The 17,709-nt window shown below is 49.4% G+C and carries 20 protein-coding genes; 12 read left to right on the forward strand and 8 right to left on the reverse strand.

Annotated features, from left to right (window positions below; translation table 11 throughout):
* Positions 1 to 6: 6 nt before the first annotated feature.
* From xylB to yiaA, 3 genes are all read left to right on the forward strand, one after another.
* Positions 7 to 1,461 carry a xylulokinase gene (gene xylB / locus AACU94_RS21675; protein WP_135488596.1) on the forward strand — a complete coding sequence of 485 codons (1,455 nt, stop codon included), beginning with the start codon at positions 7 to 9 and terminating at the stop codon, positions 1,459 to 1,461.
* 167 nt (positions 1,462 to 1,628) lie between these two features.
* Complete coding sequence (gene yiaB / locus AACU94_RS21680) at positions 1,629 to 1,970, forward strand: inner membrane protein YiaB (RefSeq protein WP_130216244.1); 342 nt, start codon at positions 1,629 to 1,631, stop codon at positions 1,968 to 1,970.
* Between the two features lie 41 nt (positions 1,971 to 2,011).
* Positions 2,012 to 2,449 carry an inner membrane protein YiaA gene (yiaA, locus tag AACU94_RS21685; RefSeq protein ID WP_130216246.1) on the forward strand — a complete coding sequence of 146 codons (438 nt, stop codon included), beginning with the start codon at positions 2,012 to 2,014 and terminating at the stop codon, positions 2,447 to 2,449.
* 36 nt (positions 2,450 to 2,485) lie between these two features.
* Here the strand turns inward: yiaA and AACU94_RS21690 are convergent, their stop codons facing one another.
* Positions 2,486 to 3,481: an acyltransferase gene (locus tag AACU94_RS21690; protein WP_135488597.1), complete on the reverse strand. Its 996-nt coding sequence runs from the start codon at positions 3,479 to 3,481 to the stop codon at positions 2,486 to 2,488.
* Between the two features lie 174 nt (positions 3,482 to 3,655).
* Between AACU94_RS21690 and AACU94_RS21695 the strand changes: the two genes are divergently transcribed.
* The 4 genes from AACU94_RS21695 (at position 3,656) to hokA (ending at position 7,513) form a co-directional block, all read left to right on the forward strand.
* The gene (locus AACU94_RS21695; RefSeq protein ID WP_135488598.1) at positions 3,656 to 3,955 is read left to right on the forward strand and encodes a YsaB family lipoprotein; all 300 of its coding nucleotides are present in this window, start codon (positions 3,656 to 3,658) and stop codon (positions 3,953 to 3,955) included.
* A 94-nt stretch (positions 3,956 to 4,049) separates the two neighbouring features.
* Positions 4,050 to 4,961 carry a glycine--tRNA ligase subunit alpha gene (glyQ, locus tag AACU94_RS21700; protein WP_001168544.1) on the forward strand — a complete coding sequence of 304 codons (912 nt, stop codon included), beginning with the start codon at positions 4,050 to 4,052 and terminating at the stop codon, positions 4,959 to 4,961.
* 9 nt (positions 4,962 to 4,970) lie between these two features.
* Entirely contained in the window at positions 4,971 to 7,040 is a 2,070-nt protein-coding gene (gene glyS / locus AACU94_RS21705; protein ID WP_130216252.1) for a glycine--tRNA ligase subunit beta, read from the forward strand.
* Between the two features lie 320 nt (positions 7,041 to 7,360).
* On the forward strand, positions 7,361 to 7,513 hold the full coding sequence (gene hokA, locus AACU94_RS21710) for a type I toxin-antitoxin system toxin HokA (protein ID WP_130216254.1): 153 nt from the start codon (positions 7,361 to 7,363) through the stop codon (positions 7,511 to 7,513).
* Here the strand turns inward: hokA and AACU94_RS24810 are convergent.
* Positions 7,490 to 7,561, reverse strand: a complete 72-nt coding sequence (locus AACU94_RS24810; protein ID WP_395762618.1) for a hypothetical protein — start codon at positions 7,559 to 7,561, stop codon at positions 7,490 to 7,492. The genes hokA and AACU94_RS24810 overlap by 24 nt on opposite strands.
* A 109-nt stretch (positions 7,562 to 7,670) precedes the next feature.
* Here AACU94_RS24810 and yidD point away from each other — a divergent pair, with 109 nt between their 5' ends.
* The gene (yidD, locus tag AACU94_RS21715; protein WP_130216256.1) at positions 7,671 to 8,051 is read left to right on the forward strand and encodes a membrane protein insertion efficiency factor YidD; all 381 of its coding nucleotides are present in this window, start codon (positions 7,671 to 7,673) and stop codon (positions 8,049 to 8,051) included.
* Positions 8,052 to 8,104: 53 nt separating this feature from the next.
* On the opposite strand, the gene cspE is transcribed toward yidD, so the two are convergent.
* Both cspE and AACU94_RS21725 read right to left on the reverse strand, forming a co-directional pair.
* The gene (gene cspE / locus AACU94_RS21720; RefSeq protein ID WP_000014594.1) at positions 8,105 to 8,317 is read right to left on the reverse strand and encodes a transcription antiterminator/RNA stability regulator CspE; all 213 of its coding nucleotides are present in this window, start codon (positions 8,315 to 8,317) and stop codon (positions 8,105 to 8,107) included.
* A 281-nt stretch (positions 8,318 to 8,598) separates the two neighbouring features.
* Positions 8,599 to 8,889, reverse strand: a complete 291-nt coding sequence (locus AACU94_RS21725) for an HTH-type transcriptional regulator (protein ID WP_130216258.1) — start codon at positions 8,887 to 8,889, stop codon at positions 8,599 to 8,601.
* Positions 8,890 to 9,308: 419 nt separating this feature from the next.
* On the opposite strand from AACU94_RS21725, the gene AACU94_RS21730 reads away from it, so the two are divergent.
* Complete coding sequence (locus AACU94_RS21730) at positions 9,309 to 10,019, forward strand: DUF3053 domain-containing protein (protein ID WP_130216260.1); 711 nt, start codon at positions 9,309 to 9,311, stop codon at positions 10,017 to 10,019.
* Between the two features lie 48 nt (positions 10,020 to 10,067).
* Here AACU94_RS21730 and ghrB read toward each other — a convergent pair whose 3' ends face one another.
* Both ghrB and AACU94_RS21740 read right to left on the reverse strand, forming a co-directional pair.
* Complete coding sequence (gene ghrB / locus AACU94_RS21735) at positions 10,068 to 11,042, reverse strand: glyoxylate/hydroxypyruvate reductase GhrB (RefSeq protein ID WP_135488599.1); 975 nt, start codon at positions 11,040 to 11,042, stop codon at positions 10,068 to 10,070.
* 103 nt (positions 11,043 to 11,145) lie between these two features.
* A complete protein-coding gene (locus tag AACU94_RS21740) occupies positions 11,146 to 11,805 on the reverse strand; it encodes an OmpA family lipoprotein (RefSeq protein ID WP_000747625.1) in 660 nt (219 codons plus the stop codon).
* Positions 11,806 to 11,957: 152 nt separating this feature from the next.
* Between AACU94_RS21740 and bisC the strand changes: the two genes are divergently transcribed.
* A complete protein-coding gene (bisC, locus tag AACU94_RS21745) occupies positions 11,958 to 14,291 on the forward strand; it encodes a biotin sulfoxide reductase (RefSeq protein ID WP_135488600.1) in 2,334 nt (777 codons plus the stop codon).
* On the opposite strand, the gene AACU94_RS21750 is transcribed toward bisC, so the two are convergent.
* Entirely contained in the window at positions 14,260 to 14,700 is a 441-nt protein-coding gene (locus tag AACU94_RS21750) for an N-acetyltransferase (protein WP_135488601.1), read from the reverse strand. The two genes, bisC and AACU94_RS21750, sit on opposite strands and share 32 nt — an antisense overlap.
* Complete coding sequence (gene tag / locus AACU94_RS21755) at positions 14,700 to 15,260, reverse strand: DNA-3-methyladenine glycosylase I (RefSeq protein ID WP_130216268.1); 561 nt, start codon at positions 15,258 to 15,260, stop codon at positions 14,700 to 14,702. Before tag ends, AACU94_RS21750 begins: the two co-directional genes overlap by 1 nt.
* Positions 15,261 to 15,417: 157 nt before the next feature.
* On the opposite strand from tag, the gene AACU94_RS21760 reads away from it, so the two are divergent.
* Together AACU94_RS21760 and AACU94_RS21765 are read left to right on the forward strand one after the other, a co-directional pair.
* Positions 15,418 to 16,116: an autotransporter outer membrane beta-barrel domain-containing protein gene (locus AACU94_RS21760; protein ID WP_130216270.1), complete on the forward strand. Its 699-nt coding sequence runs from the start codon at positions 15,418 to 15,420 to the stop codon at positions 16,114 to 16,116.
* Between the two features lie 228 nt (positions 16,117 to 16,344).
* Positions 16,345 to 17,547 carry an L-lactate MFS transporter gene (locus AACU94_RS21765; RefSeq protein WP_130216272.1) on the forward strand — a complete coding sequence of 401 codons (1,203 nt, stop codon included), beginning with the start codon at positions 16,345 to 16,347 and terminating at the stop codon, positions 17,545 to 17,547.
* Positions 17,548 to 17,709: the final 162 nt, after the last annotated feature.

A 17,709-nucleotide genomic window follows, 5' to 3' on the forward strand; every position in this document is an offset into this window, starting at 1 on the left:
ATCGCTATGTATATCGGGATAGATCTTGGCACATCGGGCGTGAAAGTCATTCTGCTCAACGAACAGGGTGAGGTAATTGCTTCACAAACAGAAAAGCTGACCGTTTCGCGCCCGCATCCCCTCTGGTCTGAACAAGACCCGGAACAGTGGTGGCAGGCAACAGATCGTGCAGTGAGAACGCTGGCGCGACAATATTCTTTGCAAGAGGTTAAGGCGTTAGGTATTGCCGGACAGATGCACGGAGCTACGTTACTTGATGCTCGGCAGCAGGTATTACGTCCAGCGATTTTGTGGAATGACGGGCGCTGTGCGCAAGAGTGCGCTTTGCTTGAAACACGAGTCCCGGATTCGCGCGCTATAACCGGCAATCTGATGATGCCCGGATTTACCGCGCCTAAGCTGCTGTGGGTGCAACGTCATGAGCCAGATATATTCCGTCAGGTAGACAAAGTTTTATTGCCAAAAGATTATTTGCGTCTGCGTATGACCGGAGAGTTTGCCAGTGATATGTCTGATGCGGCAGGCACCATGTGGCTGGATGTCGCGAAGCGTGACTGGAGTGATGTCATGCTGCAAGCTTGCCAGCTGTCCCGTGACCAGATGCCAGCATTATACGAAGGCAGTGAAGTTACCGGGACTTTGCTACCCGAGGTGGCAAAAGCATGGGGAATGGCGGTAGTGCCTGTTGTCGCGGGCGGCGGCGATAATGCGGCTGGCGCGGTTGGTGTGGGTATGGTTGATGCCAACCAGGCAATGCTGTCGCTGGGAACTTCTGGTGTTTATTTTGCGGTGAGCGAAGGGTTCTTAAGCAAGCCGGAAAGCGCCGTACACAGCTTTTGCCATGCATTACCACAGCGTTGGCATTTAATGTCGGTGATGTTGAGTGCGGCATCGTGTCTGGATTGGGCCGCGAAATTAACCGGCCTGAGCAATGTTCCAGCCTTAATTACAGCTGCGCAACAGGCAGATGAAAGTGCCGAGCCAATCTGGTTTTTGCCTTATCTTTCCGGCGAGCGTACCCCGCACAATAATCCACAGGCGAAGGGGGTTTTCTTTGGCCTGACCCATCAACACGGCCCTAATGAACTGGCGCGAGCAGTGCTGGAAGGCGTGGGTTATGCGCTGGCCGACGGCATGGATGTAGTGCACGCATGCGGTATTAAACCGCAAAGTATTACCCTGATTGGTGGTGGAGCGCGTAGTGAGTACTGGCGTCAGATGCTGGCGGATATCAGCGGTCAGCAGTTGGATTACCGCACGGGTGGTGATGTAGGGCCTGCACTGGGCGCAGCAAGGTTGGCGCAGATTGCGGTGAATCCAGATAAATCGCTCAGTGAATTGTTGCCGCAACTGCCGTTAGAGCAGTCGCATATGCCGAACGCGCAGCATCATGCCGCTTATCAGCCACGACGCGAAACATTCCGTCGTCTCTATCAGCAACTTCTGCCACTAATGGCGTAAAATTATCCCCCGCCTGACCGGGCAGGGGATAATTCTCGTCTATATATATTATCAATTCATTAATATTTCATATGAATTTATTCTGAAAATCATTTGTTAATGGTGTTTTTCAGTTTTGTCTTTTGTTGGTTAATCGTAATGTATCGCTGGTAGATACGGAGATCATTATGAAAACCTCAAAGACTGTGGCAAAACTATTATTTGTTGTCGGGGCGTTGGTTTATCTGGTTGGGCTATGGATCTCATGCCCATTGTTAAGTGGCAAAGGCTATTTTCTCGGCGTGTTAATGACGGGAACGTTTGGCAATTATGCTTACCTTCGTGCTGAAAAACTCGGGCAACTGGATGACATGTTTATTCGCATCTGCCAGTTAGTTGCGTTAATCACTATCGGTCTGTTGTTTATCGGTGTTTTAAATGCGCCTATCAATGCTTATGAAATGGTGATTTATCCCATTGCCTTCTTTACTTGCTTGTTTGGTCAGATGCGGTTATTGCGTTCAGCGTGAGCTATGTAGCTCTTACAATGTAATATGAAAGGAACTCTGTGATGGAAAACAAAATATCAACCTATTCTCCAGCATTTAGCATTGTGTCATGGATAGCGCTTGGCGGCGGTATTGTTACCTATTTATTAGGGCTATGGAATGCGGAAATGCAGTTAAATGAAAAAGGATATTACTTTGCTGTTCTGGTGCTAGGACTATTTTCAGCCGCATCTTATCAAAAAACTGTGCGGGACAAGTATGAAGGCATCCCCACTACATCCATTTATTATATGACCTGTCTGGTTGTCTTTATCATTTCTGTCGCATTACTGATAGTTGGTCTGTGGAATGCAACATTATTACTCAGCGAAAAAGGGTTTTATGGTCTGGCCTTCTTTTTAAGTTTGTTTGGTGCAGTAGCAGTGCAGAAGAATATTCGTGATGCTGGAGTTAATCCATCAAAAGAAACAGTGGTTGCTCAGGAAGAATATAGCGAATAATCCTTGCAAGCCCGGTCAGTGTGACCGGGCTTTTGCTCAACTTACGAATCTGTTTCGGTCGATTCGTTGCACCAGCACAGAAAGTAATAAGCTTGTGGCCAGCGTGGCGCAGAAGATCCAGATAATATCCAGTATTGGCCAGTTTTTAAGCTCAATCCCCCGGGTACGCAGCGCATGGATAATCAATGCGTGGAACCCGTATATACCTAAAGAATGGCGTGATATCAGCCCAAGCCCGGGAACAGTGTGTGTATCCAGCGTATTTTTTACCAGAGTCAGTAACGCGATTGCGCAGATAAAAACCATCGGTCCGCAATAGAGATACCAGGTATCGGCAAAATTTCCGCGCCACTGTAATTCATATAATGTCCCGCGAGAGATGATAAATACCCCCGCAACAAACAGTACGGCGCTCACCCACGACAGTGATTTATGTTGCGTATCCACCATGCCAATGGCGCGGCCCAACATGCCATACAGGATGTAGTAAAAAGTATCGCCATTGATATATAAGTTAATCGGTAGCCATTCGAAGCCGTCGACCTTCTGTGGCACTGTGTTTGGGTTAGCGATGATGCCAATCACCACCATGAGTACCAGCAACATTTTACCGCTAACGTTTTTCACCTGAACCAGCGGCGAAACCAGATAAATCACCGCAATCGCGAAGAAAAACCATAAGTGATAAAACACAGGCTTTTGTAGCAGGTTTTTCAGCGCTAACTCCACATTGATAGCGGTAAAAAGCGCAATGTAGATCAACGCGATGACACTATAAAACAGCAGACATAAGCCAATACGCAAGAAATGACGCGGTTGGGCGCTACGTTCGCCAAAAAAGAGATAGCCGGAAATCATGAAAAATAGCGGCACGCTGACACGGGAGGCAGAATTTAGAACATTCGCGATATCCCAGGTTATGGGGCTGACGCTATGGGCGTTGGTTACATACCAGGTGGTGGTATGAATCATCACCACCATTAAACAGGCTATCCCTCGCAGGTTATCAATCCAATAAATTTTGGGCTGCATCTGTGTCTCTGTAACTGGTTAAAAAAAGGTCTGACCGATAAATCATTCAGCTGGTGCACTGGAATAATCCGAGTTTTATCTCTACAGCTTATAGAGGCTTGAGGAAATTCGTTAGATTCAGCCACTATACCGATATTAATAATAAGACTCACCTGCAAATAAGACGGTAATTTAATGATGATGAACTATTTCTTTCCAGCAATGGCACTTATTGTGTTAGTGGGATGCTCGACACCGCCACCCGAGCAGAAAGCACAGCGGGTAAAGGTTGAGCTGCTGCGTTCATTGAATATGGAAGCGTTGTGCAAGGATCAGGCAGCAAAACGTTATAACACCGGTGAGCAAAAAATCGACGTCACCGCATTTGAACAGTTTCAGGGGAGCTACGAAATGCGTGGTTATACCTTCCGGAAAGAGCAGTTTGTCTGTTCTTTTGACGCAGATGGCCATTTTTTGCATCTTTCCATGCGTTAAGCCCTGCTTTTTCCCGTTTCGTACTGTATATCTTCCATCCAGCGGGTATACTGATCCCTTCCTTTAAATCCACACGTATCCAGCACGAAATAATATGCAAAAGTTTGATACCAGGACCTTCCAGGGCTTGATCCTGACCTTACAGGATTACTGGGCTCGCCAGGGCTGCACCATTGTTCAACCATTGGACATGGAAGTCGGCGCGGGAACCTCTCACCCAATGACCTGTCTGCGCGCGCTGGGGCCAGAACCGATGGCGGCTGCTTATGTCCAGCCTTCTCGTCGCCCGACCGATGGTCGCTACGGCGAAAACCCCAACCGTTTACAGCACTACTATCAGTTCCAGGTGGTCATTAAGCCATCGCCGGACAATATTCAGGAGCTGTACCTCGGTTCTCTGAAAGAGCTGGGCATGGACCCGACTATCCACGATATCCGTTTCGTGGAAGATAACTGGGAAAACCCGACGCTGGGTGCCTGGGGGCTGGGCTGGGAAGTGTGGCTGAACGGCATGGAAGTGACACAGTTCACTTACTTCCAGCAGGTTGGTGGTCTGGAGTGTAAACCGGTTACCGGCGAGATCACCTACGGTCTGGAACGTCTGGCAATGTACATTCAGGGCGTAGACAGCGTTTACGACCTGGTCTGGAGCGACGGCCCGCTGGGTAAAACCACCTACGGCGACGTGTTCCATCAGAACGAAGTGGAGCAGTCCACTTACAACTTCGAATACGCGGATGTGGACTTCCTGTTCACCTGCTTCGAGCAATACGAGAAAGAAGCGCAGCAGCTGCTGGCGCTGGAAAACCCGCTGCCGCTGCCAGCCTACGAGCGTATTCTGAAAGCCGCCCACAGCTTCAACCTGCTGGATGCGCGTAAAGCCATCTCCGTCACCGAGCGCCAGCGCTACATTCTGCGCATTCGCACTCTGACCAAAGCAGTGGCAGAAGCATACTACGCTTCCCGTGAAGCCCTCGGCTTCCCGATGTGCAACAAAGATAAGTAAGAGGCGGCTATGTCTGAGAAAACTTTTCTGGTGGAAATCGGCACTGAAGAGCTGCCACCAAAAGCACTGCGCAGCCTGGCTGAGTCCTTTGCTGCGAACTTTACTGCGGAGCTGGATAACGCTGGCCTCGCACACGGTACCGTTCAATGGTTTGCTGCTCCGCGTCGTCTGGCGCTGAAAGTAGCTAACCTGGCGGAAGCACAGCCGGATCGTGAAATCGAAAAACGCGGCCCGGCGATTGCCCAGGCGTTCGACGCTGAAGGCAAACCGAGCAAAGCGGCAGAAGGTTGGGCGCGTGGTTGCGGTATTACCGTTGACCAGGCTGAGCGTCTGACTACCGATAAAGGCGAATGGCTGCTGTATCGCGCCCATGTGAAGGGCGAAAGCACCGAAGCACTGCTGCCGAATATGGTTGCGACTTCGCTGGCGAAACTGCCGATCCCGAAACTGATGCGTTGGGGCGCAAGCGACGTACACTTCGTGCGTCCGGTACACACCGTGACCCTGCTGCTGGGCGACAAAGTCATTCCGGCAACCATTCTGGGGATTCAGTCCGATCGCGTGATTCGCGGTCACCGCTTTATGGGCGAACCGGAATTCACTATCGACAATGCCGATCAGTATCCGGAAATTCTGCGTGAGCGTGGGAAAGTCATCGCCGATTACGAAGAACGTAAGGCGAAGATTAAAGCCGATGCCGAAGAAGCAGCGCGTAAGATTGGCGGTAACGCTGACTTAAGCGAAAGTCTGCTGGAAGAAGTGGCTTCTCTGGTTGAATGGCCGGTTGTTCTGACCGCGAAATTCGAAGAGAAATTCCTCGCGGTGCCGTCTGAAGCCCTGGTTTATACCATGAAAGGTGACCAGAAGTACTTCCCGGTGTACGCGAACGACGGCAAACTGCTGCCGAACTTTATCTTCGTTGCCAACATCGAATCGAAAGATCCGCAGCAAATTATCTCCGGTAACGAGAAAGTCGTTCGTCCACGTCTGGCAGATGCCGAGTTTTTCTTTAATACCGACCGTAAAAAACGTCTGGAAGATAATCTGCCGCGTCTGCAAACCGTGCTGTTCCAGCAACAGCTGGGTACGCTGCGCGACAAAACTGACCGCATTCAGGCGCTGGCTGGCTGGATTGCTGAACAGATTGGCGCTGACGTTAACCACGCTACCCGTGCGGGCCTGCTGTCTAAGTGTGACCTGATGACCAACATGGTCTTCGAGTTCACCGACACCCAAGGCGTAATGGGGATGCACTACGCGCGTCACGATGGCGAAGCGGAAGATGTCGCGGTAGCGCTGAACGAGCAGTATCAGCCGCGTTTTGCCGGTGATGACCTGCCGTCTAACCCGGTAGCCTGTGCGCTGGCGATTGCTGACAAGATGGACACCCTGGCGGGTATCTTCGGTATCGGTCAGCATCCGAAAGGCGACAAAGACCCATTTGCGCTGCGTCGTGCCGCACTTGGCGTGCTGCGTATTATCGTTGAGAAGAACCTCAACCTTGATCTGCAAACGTTGACCGAAGAAGCGGTGCGTTTGTATGGCGATAAGCTGACTAATGCCAACGTGGTTGATGATGTTATCGACTTTATGCTCGGTCGCTTCCGCGCCTGGTATCAGGACGAAGGTTACACCGTTGACACCATCCAGGCGGTACTGGCGCGTCGTCCGACCCGTCCGGCAGATTTCGATGCCCGTATGAAGGCGGTATCGCATTTCCGTACCCTGGATGCAGCTGCTGCACTGGCGGCGGCGAACAAACGTGTATCCAACATTCTGGCGAAATCTGACGAAGTGCTGAGCGATCGCGTGAATGCCTCTACCCTGAAAGAGCCGGAAGAAATTAAACTGGCGATGCAGGTGGTTGTTCTGCGCGACAAACTGGAGCCGTACTTTGCTGAAGGTCGTTACCAGGATGCGCTGGTCGAACTGGCCGAGTTGCGTGAACCTGTCGATGCTTTCTTCGATAAAGTGATGGTCATGGTTGATGATAAAGATCTGCGTATCAACCGCCTGACCATGCTGGAAAAACTGCGCGAATTGTTCCTGCGCGTTGCGGATATTTCGCTGTTGCAGTAATAACAGCGTTATTAAATAGCCTGCCACTTGGCAGGCTTTTTTTATCGCTAATAATACAGCTACCTTTAATAATTTTCTGCTGAATAAAAATTATCTCATATATTAATTTCATGAGATTTTTTTAGGATTTTATTAAAGAGAGGAAAGGAATTTATTACGCTAGAATAGCTGCGGGTGCTTGAGACTGTTTGTCTCAGGTATCACCGAAAGGCAGACAGAGAAAAGCCCCACCTGACTATAAATCAAAGTGAGGCTACCCTATGCCTGAACACCATAAGGTTAGCCTCTTACTCGTTGGAAATCAACACAGGAGGCTGGGAATGCCGCAGAAATATAAATTGCTTTCTTTAATAGTGATTTGTTTTACGCTTTTATTTTTCACCTGGATGATAAGAGATTCACTGTGTGAATTGCATATTAAACAGGAGAGTTATGAGCTGGTGGCATTTTTAGCCTGCAATTTGAAAGAGTAAGAGTCTTCGGCGGGAAGTTATTCCCGCCTTTCTTACGGTGTTGGGTATTCTCAATGCACCCTAATTTATTTCTTTGATGAATATTATTTAAAAAATACGAACGGATTTGGCTATTAAATAGGTTTTTAATTGAGAACAGGAATGGTTCGGAGCCTTCATGAATAAACTGCTTTTACTGTTGATAATGCTTTATCAACGACATCTTTCTCCTCGCAAAGGATATCGCTGTGCTTACAGTGTGTTGTACCAAACGCAGGGATGTTCGGGGGCAGTCAAAGAGATTATTCAACAGAAAGGTGTTATTGCAGGCTGGGGCGAGATACGTCAGCGTTTTGCAGATTGCCGACTTGCGGCACAGACAATCAGGCAGAAGCAACACCTGAACGAGGTTATACGTAAAAAGAAGAATAATGAGTGTAATGATTGTGATTGTTCCGGGTGTGATGGTACGGTCTGTCGTGATTGCCACATCCCGATGCCGGATCTGGATTGTTCCTGGGACTGTTCTTCTCTACATATAAAGCGGTTTTTCCAATAAAAAAATCCCCGCCAAATGGCAGGGATCTTAGATTCTGTGCTTTTAAGCAGAGATTACAGGCTGGTTACGTTACCAGCTGCTGGGCCTTTAGCGCCGCTTTCGATGGTGAAGGACACTTTCTGACCTTCGTCCAGAGATTTGTAACCATCGTTCTGGATAGCAGAGAAGTGTACGAACACGTCTTTAGAGCCATCGTCAGGAGTGATGAAGCCGAAGCCTTTGTCAGCGTTGAACCATTTTACGATACCAGTCATTTTACCGGACATAGTGTATTACCTTTAATAATTAAGTGTGCCTTTCGGCGATATGGCGTGCTTTACAGATTTTGAAGCGTTAAAGGAAATGTGCACTACGAGGGGTATCAACGATAACTCTTGAAGGGACTTGCCTTACTACACTGCTTTAATGGTCTGTACGTCAAACCGTTGATGTGCATTAAGCCACGCATTGGAGGTGGATGCAACAATTATTTTTCAAATTTATGATTAATCGGTCGGAAAACGGCCCTGTCATCAGGACCGTAAACATCAAAAAAGTTAATAAAACTCTATTCCATCAACTGCTTACTTAATGCCGGATTGGCCTGAATCAGACGCATTAATTTTAGTTCAGCACTGGAAGGCTTCACTCGTCTGGATTCCCATTCCTTTACCATCGCAACGGATACGCCCAAAACACGGGCGAAATCATCAATTTTTAACCCCGTTCCTTTGCGTAATTGCTCAATCTCGGTACAGGGCGTAGGTCTGTGCGTCAGGGTAATCTTCTGTGTTTCATCTTTAAAAACAATTTGTTCCAGGCTGCTCAACAGCTCAAGCATTGGATCTTTATATTCCATTGAAAACTCCTCAAATCACACTGCGGGATCGTGAATTGCATTGAAGCTCATTAAGAATAGTCGGGAAAAACTGACTCAGCGGGAAGCAGCCGGAGTGCGATTCGATTCAGCTTATCAATAACTGTGACTTATAGTTGCCTAACGATATGATTAATGCCGATATATTTCGCAGAATCCCGAATTGTAAAGATTCCGAAAATTTCACTTAGCGAAGAGAAGTAAGGTCCTGGCTAAAAAACGCAATAGCAATGCCTGTTTTTAACAATGAAACAACAAATTAACCTTCCTTCATTTTCTACATCATTTTCCCAGGAAGATTATGCATAAAGGGTATCTTGCAAGCTTGTCCTGGACTATCCTTGTCACGTCAGACACGCGTGTGTCGTTGTGCGCTTTTTTTGGGTGAAAGGAGTAAGAAAATGGCGACAGGAAAGTCCTGCTCTCGCTGGTTTGCGCCTCTTGCGGCGTTATTAATGGTAGTTAGCCTGAGTGGGTGTTTTGATAAAGAAGGCGATCAGCGTAAAGCGTTTATCGACTTCCTGCAGAATACAGTGATGCGTAGCGGTGAACGTCTACCAACCCTGACTGCCGATCAGAAAAAACAATTTGGTCCTTTTGTCTCTGATTACGCGATTCTGTATGGCTATTCCCAACAGGTGAATCAGGCGATGGATTCCGGTCTGCGTCCGGTTGTAGACAGCGTTAACGCAATTCGTGTACCACAGGATTATGTCACGCAAAGTGGTCCACTGCGTGAAATGAATGGTTCGCTGGGTGTATTGGCGCAACAGCTACAAAATGCGAAGTTGCAGGCCGATGCTGCGCACTCTGCGCTGAAACAGACTGATGACCTGAAACCGGTCTTTGATCAGGCATTCACCAAAGTGGTGACGACACCGGCTGATGCGTTACAACCGTTGATTCCGGCGGCACAAACCTTTACACAACAACTGGTAATGGTTGGTGACTATATTTCCCAGCAGGGTACTCAGGTAAGCTTTGTGGCGAATGGCATTCAGTTCCCGACTTCGCAGCAGGCGAGTGAATATAACAAACTGATTGCGCCATTACCGGCACAGCATCAGGCGTTTAATCAGGCCTGGACCGCAGCAGTAACTGCAACCCAATAAAGAGTAAAAGCCCGAGAGATTTTCGGGCTTTTCTTCACGCAGTCGCGGTTATTCCGCGACTTGCGGATTCACACAGTTCTTCTCGACATTCCCTTGTAACGCATTAATCAAATTATCCACCGCACAGGCGGCCATGCCATAACGCGTCTCATGAGTAGCAGAACCAATATGTGGGACTGCGACGACATTTGCCATTGAGAGCAGCGGTGAATCTACTGACAGTGGCTCTTGTTCGAAGACATCCAGTCCGGCGGCGTGAATTTCCCCTTTCTGCAATGCCGCAATCAGTGCATTTTCGTCAACCACCGGTCCACGTCCTGCATTAATGAAGATGGCGGAGGATTTCATTTTGGCGAATTGTTCAGCGCCAAACAGGTGATGCGTTTCTTCAGTTAGCGGCAGGATCAGGCAAACGAAATCCGATTCTTGTAACAGCGTATCCAGATCGCAATAACGGGCGTTAAAGCGTTCTTCGGCTTCTTTATGGTGGCGGCGAGCGTTATAGAGGATAGGCATGTTGAAGCCAAAGTGTGCCCGTTGTGCCAGTGCCATGCCGATCCGTCCCATCCCGACAATGCCAAGTGTTTTATGATGCACGTCGCTGCCGTACCAGTCCGGGCCAATGCTCGCGGTCCATTCGCCTGCTTTTACGCGTTCTGCTACCTCGACAACCCGACGCGCGGTACACAGCACCAACGCCATCAGCGTATCGGCCACCGTTTCCGTTAATACGGTTGGCGTATGCATTAGCAGGATTTTTCGGGCGGTAAGCGCATCGACATCGAAATTGTCGTAGCCTACAGAGATAGTTGATGTGGCACGCAGTTTCGGCATTTTGTCCAGCAACACGGCATCAACATTTTCATTTGAACCCAACAAGCCCTCGGCTTCGGCAAAAATATCCGCGTTTTGCGCAACGGTCTGTGGAGTGAGATCTGTCACCTGGTGAACGGTGAAATGCGCTTGCAGGCGTTGCAGTAAATCATCAGGTAAGGCTTTGTAGAGGATAACGGACGGCTTCATGCTTCTCTCCATTCACTGATAAGGCGATCACCTTAGCCTGAAAAAAGAAGCAGGAAAACCTAAGAATACCAGGTGATTGAATCACCACCTGGCATGAAAGTGATTACAGCGGGCTTAAGGTAATTTCTACGCGACGGTTTTGTGCTTTGCCTTCTGCGGTGCTATTGCTGGCGATCGGGTTAGCCGGGCCAAGACCCTGGGTACGAATACGGCTGGCGTCAACGCCCTGGGTAATCAACGCACTGGCAACGGAATCTGCACGCTGCTGCGACAGACGCATGTTCAGGTCATGACCACCAGTGCTGTCGGTGTAGCCAATCACGTTAACCGCCGTTTTCGGGTACTCTTTCAGTACCATTGCAACACCGGTCAGAGTGTTAGCACCTGCTGGTTTCAGAGTGGCGCTGCTGCTGTCGAAGGTCACATTGTTCGGCATGTTGAGGATAATGTTGTCCCCGCTGCGCGTTACGCTAACGCCTGTGCCGCGCATTTTGTCGCGCAGTTTCGCTTCCTGCACATCCATGTAATAGCCAACGCCGCCGCCCAGTGCCGCGCCTGCTGCTGCGCCAATCAGTGCGCCTTTACCACGATCTTTCTTCGAAGAAGAGAGTGCGCCAATGCCCGCGCCAACGAGAGAGCCCAGACCCGCGCCAATAGCAGATTTACCCGCTTCGCGTTCGCCGGTGTAAGGGTTAGTTGTACAGCCAGATACCGCCAGAGCGCCACTCACAACGGCGGCAATAAGATAAACACGTTTCTTCATTGTTAATCCTTAATAACCTTTTTATTCTTTGCCACGGGTTTCGTGGCGGAAGATTATGCCGTGTGAACATGAAGATTATTCCTGGGAATACTCGGAAATTTGTAAGTAATATTTAACTGCTCAATACATCTAACTTTTCAGGAGCCTTCGGTTTGGCCAACTCATCCTCACGTTATTCTGTTCTTACTGCCGCCCACTGGGGACCAATGCTGGTTGAAACCGACGGTGAAACAGTTTTCAGCTCGCGTGGTGCGTTAACCACAGGAATGGAAAACTCCTTGCAGAGTGCGGTTCGCGACCAGGTTCATAGCAATGCGCGGGTGCGATTTCCGATGGTGCGTAAAGGCTTTCTTGCGTCACCAGAAAATCCACAAGGGATTCGCGGGCAGGATGAATTTGTTCGCGTGAGTTGGGATGAGGCACTGGATCTTATTCACCAACAACACAAACGCATTCGCGGAGCTTATGGTTCAGCGTCGATTTTTGCCGGTTCCTACGGCTGGCGTTCAAATGGCGTGCTGCATAAAGCGTCAACCTTGTTACAACGCTATATGGCGCTGGCAGGCGGCTATACCGGCCATCTGGGGGATTATTCGACTGGCGCAGCACAGGCGATCATGCCGTATGTTGTGGGTGGTAGCGAAGTTTATCAGCAGCAGACCAGTTGGCCGCTGGTGCTTGAACATAGCGATGTGGTGGTGCTGTGGAGTGCTAACCCTCTAAATACACTGAAAATTGCGTGGAATGCATCCGATGAGCAGGGGCTTTCTTACTTTTCCGCACTGCGTGATAGCGGGAAAAAGCTGATCTGCATTGATCCCATGCGATCGGAAACCGTTGATTTCTTCGGCGATAAAATGGAATGGGTAGCACCGCATATGGGAACAGATGTGGCGCTGATGCTAGGGATCGCCCATACGCTGGTGGAAAACTGCTGGCACGACGAAGAGTTTCTGGCACGTTGTACTATCGGCTATGACGCCTTCGCTTCTTATTTACAGGGCGAGAGTGATGGCATAGCGAAAACTGCCGAATGGGCGGCGGAGATTTGTGGTGTTCCGGCAGATAAAATCCGCGAACTGGCGGCTATTTTCCATCAAAATACCACCATGCTGATGGCAGGATGGGGAATGCAGCGTCAGCAGTTTGGCGAGCAAAAGCACTGGATGCTCGTCACGCTGGCGGCAATGTTGGGGCAAATCGGTACACCAGGTGGCGGTTTTGGGCTTTCTTATCATTTTGCCAACGGTGGTAATCCCACGCGCCGTGCTGCGGTGCTTTCATCCATGCAGGGCAGTTTGCCGGGTGGTACGGATGCGGTAGATAAAATCCCCGTTGCCCGTATTGTCGAGGCTCTTGAAAATCCTGGTGGCGCATACCAACACAACGGCATGAATCGTCACTTTCCGGATATACGCTTTATCTGGTGGGCGGGCGGCGCCAATTTTACACATCATCAGGACACTAATCGTCTGATTCGAGCCTGGCAAAAACCGGAACTGGTGGTCATTGCAGAATGCTTCTGGACGGCGGCGGCGAAACATGCCGATATCGTCCTGCCTGCAACCACGTCTTTTGAGCGTAACGATCTCACCATGACCGGAGATTACAGCAATCAGCATCTTGTTCCGATGAAACAAGTCGTGCCGCCGCGTGACGAAGCGCGTAATGATTTCGACGTCTTTGCTGAATTAAGCGAACGTTGGGAGAAGGGTGGCTACGCGCGGTTTACGGAAGGGAAAACTGAGCTGCAATGGCTGGAAACTTTTTATAACGTCGCCCGACAACGAGGGGCAAGTCAGCAGGTTGAATTACCATCGTTTGACGCGTTTTGGGAAGCAAACCAATTCATTGAGATGCCGGAAAACCCAATCAGCGAACAGTTTATCCGGTTTGCTGATTTTCGCCGCGACCCACAGACGCATCCGTTAAAAACGGCCAGTGGTAAGATTGAAATCTTCTCGCTGCGTATCGCGGATTACGGTTACCCGGATTGTCCGGGGCATCCCATGTGGATGGAGCCGGATGAGTGGCAGGGCAATGCCGAACCGGAACAGTTGCAGGTACTTTCTGCCCATCCCGCACATCGTTTGCACAGCCAGCTAAATTACAGTTCTCTGCGTGAATTATATGCGGTGGCAAACCGTGAACCTGTCACCATTCACCCTGATGATGCACGAGCGCGAGGCATAAAAGAGGGCGACACGGTACGAGTGTGGAACTCGCGCGGGCAAATTCTTGCCGGCGCAGTCATTAGCGAAGGTATTAAACCTGGCGTGATTTGCATTCACGAAGGGGCATGGCCCGATCTGGATTTAACCGCTGGCGGCATTTGTAAAAACGGCGCTGTGAACGTGTTGACGAAAGATCTCCCCAGCTCGCGGCTGGGGAATGGATGCGCGGGTAACACGGCGTTAGCGTGGCTGGAGAAATACACTGGCCCGGAACTGCCACTTACGGCGTTTGATCCGCCTGCCAATCCATAATCCAGGTGGGAAGTTGGGTTTCTTCCTGCCAGGCGCAGTCGACAATATGGAATCCTTGCGCATGGTAGAAATTTATCGCGGGCTGGTTTTTCTGGTAAACCTCCAACAATAAATGGGGATGGCGTTGTTGCACATGTTGCATCAGCGCCTTACCAATACCGCGCCTGACGGCCTTTGGTGTGACAAACATCGCAGCCAAAAATCGTCCTTCCATCACGCTGACAAAACCGAGAAGCTTGCCGTCTTCTTCCCACACCCAGTTTTGCGCGTTGGCAAGATAAGCATCACGCACCAGCGGAATGCAGTCACGCCAGTAGCTTTCTTCTATGAAAGGATGTCCCCAGGTTGTACTTTCCAGCCATAATTCAAGGATCGCAGGTAATTCCAAACGTTGCGCTTCTCGAATCATTATTTCCTCCCCGGATGGCAACAGCAGCCAACGACATGATCGTTCACCAGTCCGCATGCCTGCATAAAGGAGTAACAAATCGTCGTACCAACAAATTTGAAGCCGCGTTTTTTCAGTGCTTTGGAAAGCGCATCAGAGGCGGGTGTTGAGGTGGGGATTTCGCTCAACGTTTTGGCTTGTGTCACCTGTGGTTGATGGTTTACGAACGACCAGACAAAGTCGGCAAACGGTTCGCCGTTCTGCTCCATTTGCAGGTATGCCCGTGCGTTACCAATTATCGCCTGAATTTTCCCACGATGGCGGATAATCCCGGCATCAAGCACCAGTCTTTCAACGTCCTCTTCCTGCATAGCCGCGACTTTTACCGGATCGAACTGATGAAAACAGGCGCGATAGTTTTCACGTTTTTTGAGAACGGTAATCCAGGATAACCCTGCCTGTTGTCCTTCAAGGCAGATCATTTCGAATAGTTTATTACTATTGGTTTCAGGCACGCCCCACTCATTATCGTGGTAGGCAATATAAAGCGGGTCCTGACTCACCCAGCCGCAACGTTCCATACTTTCCCTCGCTATGTACCAGATCGTAAATATTTCACCCTCTTGTCTTGACGCATCGGTGAAAAAGTCAATATTTAATACAGGGCTAAGATGCCCGATATCCTACATACAATGACAATAATATTGCCGAATTCGGCTCTTCCATGGAGTCGTGTTAATGATCATAAAAAAATGCGGTGGCCGCTGGCACTTAAGTCTGCTGGCGAGCGTGGTAATCAGTTCTTTTTTTCTCAACACAGCTTACGCCTGGCAACAAGAATATATCGTTGATACGCAACCAGGACATACCACTGAGCGTTATACCTGGGATAGCGATCACCAACCGGACTACAACGATATTTTGTCGCAACGTATTCAAAGTAGCCAAAGAGCGCTGGGACTGGAAGTTAATCTGGCGGAAGAAACCCCTGCGGATGTGACCAGCAGTATGAGTATGGGCTGGAACTTTCCTTTATATGAGCAGGTTACAACGGGTCCAGTCGCCGCATTACATTACGATGGCACAACCACCTCCATGTATAACGAGTTTGGCGACAGTACTGCAACGCTGACTGATCCGTTATGGCATGCCAGCGTCAGTACGTTAGGATGGCGTGTTGATTCCCGACTTGGCGATTTCCGTCCCTGGGCGCAAATCAGCTACAACCAGCAATTTGGTGAAAATATCTGGAAGGCTCAATCAGGCCTAAGTCGCATGACGGCGACAAATCAGAATGGTAATTGGCTTGATGTGACCGTAGGAGCCGATATGTTGCTTAACCAACATATTGCCGCCTATGCCGCGTTATCCCAGGCGGAGAATAGCGCCAATGATAGTGATTATTTATATACCATGGGCGTGAGTGCCAGATTTTAACGTATTTGTTACAACTATGGGCTGCTAATAACAACCATTGCAATGATAGTGTGTGCTAACTGACCAAATAATTATTGCGGTGAATATTTGTCACGTCATTCATTCCTGAACTAAGGCATTTCATTCCGTTTTGATGGCATTTCATGCCGTTTTTTCCCCTGCATAAAATGCACTTCGTTATGTTTGTCGGCAGAGAATTTTCCTTTTTACTACCGCAGGAATACTGCCATGACACCTTCAAACTATCAGCGTACGCGCTGGCTTACCCTTATCGGTACCATTATCACCCAGTTTGCGCTGGGGTCAGTTTATACCTGGAGCCTGTTTAATGGCGCGCTCTCTGCCAAACTGGATGCGCCGGTCAGTCAGGTTGCTTTCTCCTTCGGCCTGTTGAGTCTGGGACTGGCAATTTCTTCTTCTGTTGCTGGCAAGTTACAGGAACGTTTTGGTGTCAAGCGCGTCACAATGGCTTCCGGTATTCTGCTGGGGGTAGGTTTCTTCCTTACCGCGCATTCCAACAGCCTAATGATGCTGTGGTTAAGCGCCGGTGTGCTGGTTGGTCTGGCAGATGGTGCGGGTTATCTGCTGACCCTTTCTAACTGCGTGAAGTGGTTCCCGGAGCGTAAAGGTCTGATCTCCGCATTCGCCATTGGTTCTTATGGCCTGGGAAGCCTGGGTTTCAAATTCATCGACACACAACTGCTGGAAACGGTCGGTCTGGAAAAAACCTTTGTAATTTGGGGCGCGATTGCGTTGGTGATGATTGTCTTTGGCGCGACGTTAATGAAAGATGCGCCGAAACAGGAAGTGAAAACCAGTAATGGCGTAGTAGAGAAGGACTACACCCTGGCAGAGTCTATGCGTAAACCGCAATACTGGATGCTGGCGGTCATGTTCCTCACGGCCTGCATGAGCGGTCTGTATGTGATTGGTGTGGCGAAAGATATTGCTCAGAGCCTGGCGCATCTTGATGCAATTTCCGCGGCCAACGCAGTAACGGTTATTTCTATTGCTAACCTTTCTGGTCGTCTGGTATTGGGCATTCTGTCTGACAAAATCGCCCGTATCCGCGTCATCACTATTGGACAGGTGATTTCGCTGGTGGGTATGGCGGCCCTGCTGTTTGCACCATTGAATGCAGTGACGTTCTTCGCGGCGATTGCCTGTGTGGCGTTTAACTTCGGTGGCACAATTACCGTTTTCCCGTCACTGGTCAGTGAGTTCTTCGGCCTCAATAACCTGGCGAAAAACTACGGCGTGATTTATCTCGGCTTCGGTATCGGTAGTATCTGCGGTTCGATTATCGCCTCACTGTTTGGCGGCTTCTATGTGACTTTCTACGTCATTTTTGCCCTGCTGATTCTGTCATTGGCGCTTTCAACGACCATTCGCCAGCCAGAGATCAGAGTGTTGCGCGAAGTACATGGTTGAGTTTAGCGACAGGTTTTAGACTTGTCCTGAGATTAAAAGGGCCATAAAGCTGGCCCTTTAAAGCGTTCAATTACCACATAAGTCTCCTTTCATACTTGTATTTTTGTAAATTTGTGCTTCAAGTACACTCTTTCCCCACACTTTTTCCCTTTGCTGTGGTCT

It is taken from the genome of Escherichia sp. E4702 (assembly GCF_963883545.1).
In the GTDB taxonomy this organism is placed as follows: domain Bacteria; phylum Pseudomonadota; class Gammaproteobacteria; order Enterobacterales; family Enterobacteriaceae; genus Escherichia.

Coding starts and splice junctions, on each gene's coding strand:
- yiaA (WP_130216246.1), top strand. CDS start 2,012: ATGGAAAACAAAATATCAACCTATTCTCCAGCATTTAGCATTGTGTCA.
- AACU94_RS21730 (WP_130216260.1), top strand. CDS start 9,309: ATGGCGACAGGAAAGTCCTGCTCTCGCTGGTTTGCGCCTCTTGCGGCG.
- AACU94_RS21740 (WP_000747625.1), bottom strand. CDS start 11,805: ATGAAGAAACGTGTTTATCTTATTGCCGCCGTTGTGAGTGGCGCTCTG.
- ghrB (WP_135488599.1), bottom strand. CDS start 11,042: ATGAAGCCGTCCGTTATCCTCTACAAAGCCTTACCTGATGATTTACTG.
- AACU94_RS21695 (WP_135488598.1), top strand. CDS start 3,656: ATGATGATGAACTATTTCTTTCCAGCAATGGCACTTATTGTGTTAGTG.
- xylB (WP_135488596.1), top strand. CDS start 7: ATGTATATCGGGATAGATCTTGGCACATCGGGCGTGAAAGTCATTCTG.
- glyQ (WP_001168544.1), top strand. CDS start 4,050: ATGCAAAAGTTTGATACCAGGACCTTCCAGGGCTTGATCCTGACCTTA.
- AACU94_RS21725 (WP_130216258.1), bottom strand. CDS start 8,889: ATGGAATATAAAGATCCAATGCTTGAGCTGTTGAGCAGCCTGGAACAA.
- AACU94_RS21690 (WP_135488597.1), bottom strand. CDS start 3,481: ATGCAGCCCAAAATTTATTGGATTGATAACCTGCGAGGGATAGCCTGT.
- yidD (WP_130216256.1), top strand. CDS start 7,671: ATGAATAAACTGCTTTTACTGTTGATAATGCTTTATCAACGACATCTT.
- yiaB (WP_130216244.1), top strand. CDS start 1,629: ATGAAAACCTCAAAGACTGTGGCAAAACTATTATTTGTTGTCGGGGCG.
- tag (WP_130216268.1), bottom strand. CDS start 15,260: ATGGAACGTTGCGGCTGGGTGAGTCAGGACCCGCTTTATATTGCCTAC.
- AACU94_RS21765 (WP_130216272.1), top strand. CDS start 16,345: ATGACACCTTCAAACTATCAGCGTACGCGCTGGCTTACCCTTATCGGT.
- hokA (WP_130216254.1), top strand. CDS start 7,361: ATGCCGCAGAAATATAAATTGCTTTCTTTAATAGTGATTTGTTTTACG.
- AACU94_RS21750 (WP_135488601.1), bottom strand. CDS start 14,700: ATGATTCGAGAAGCGCAACGTTTGGAATTACCTGCGATCCTTGAATTA.
- glyS (WP_130216252.1), top strand. CDS start 4,971: ATGTCTGAGAAAACTTTTCTGGTGGAAATCGGCACTGAAGAGCTGCCA.
- AACU94_RS21760 (WP_130216270.1), top strand. CDS start 15,418: ATGATCATAAAAAAATGCGGTGGCCGCTGGCACTTAAGTCTGCTGGCG.
- cspE (WP_000014594.1), bottom strand. CDS start 8,317: ATGTCCGGTAAAATGACTGGTATCGTAAAATGGTTCAACGCTGACAAA.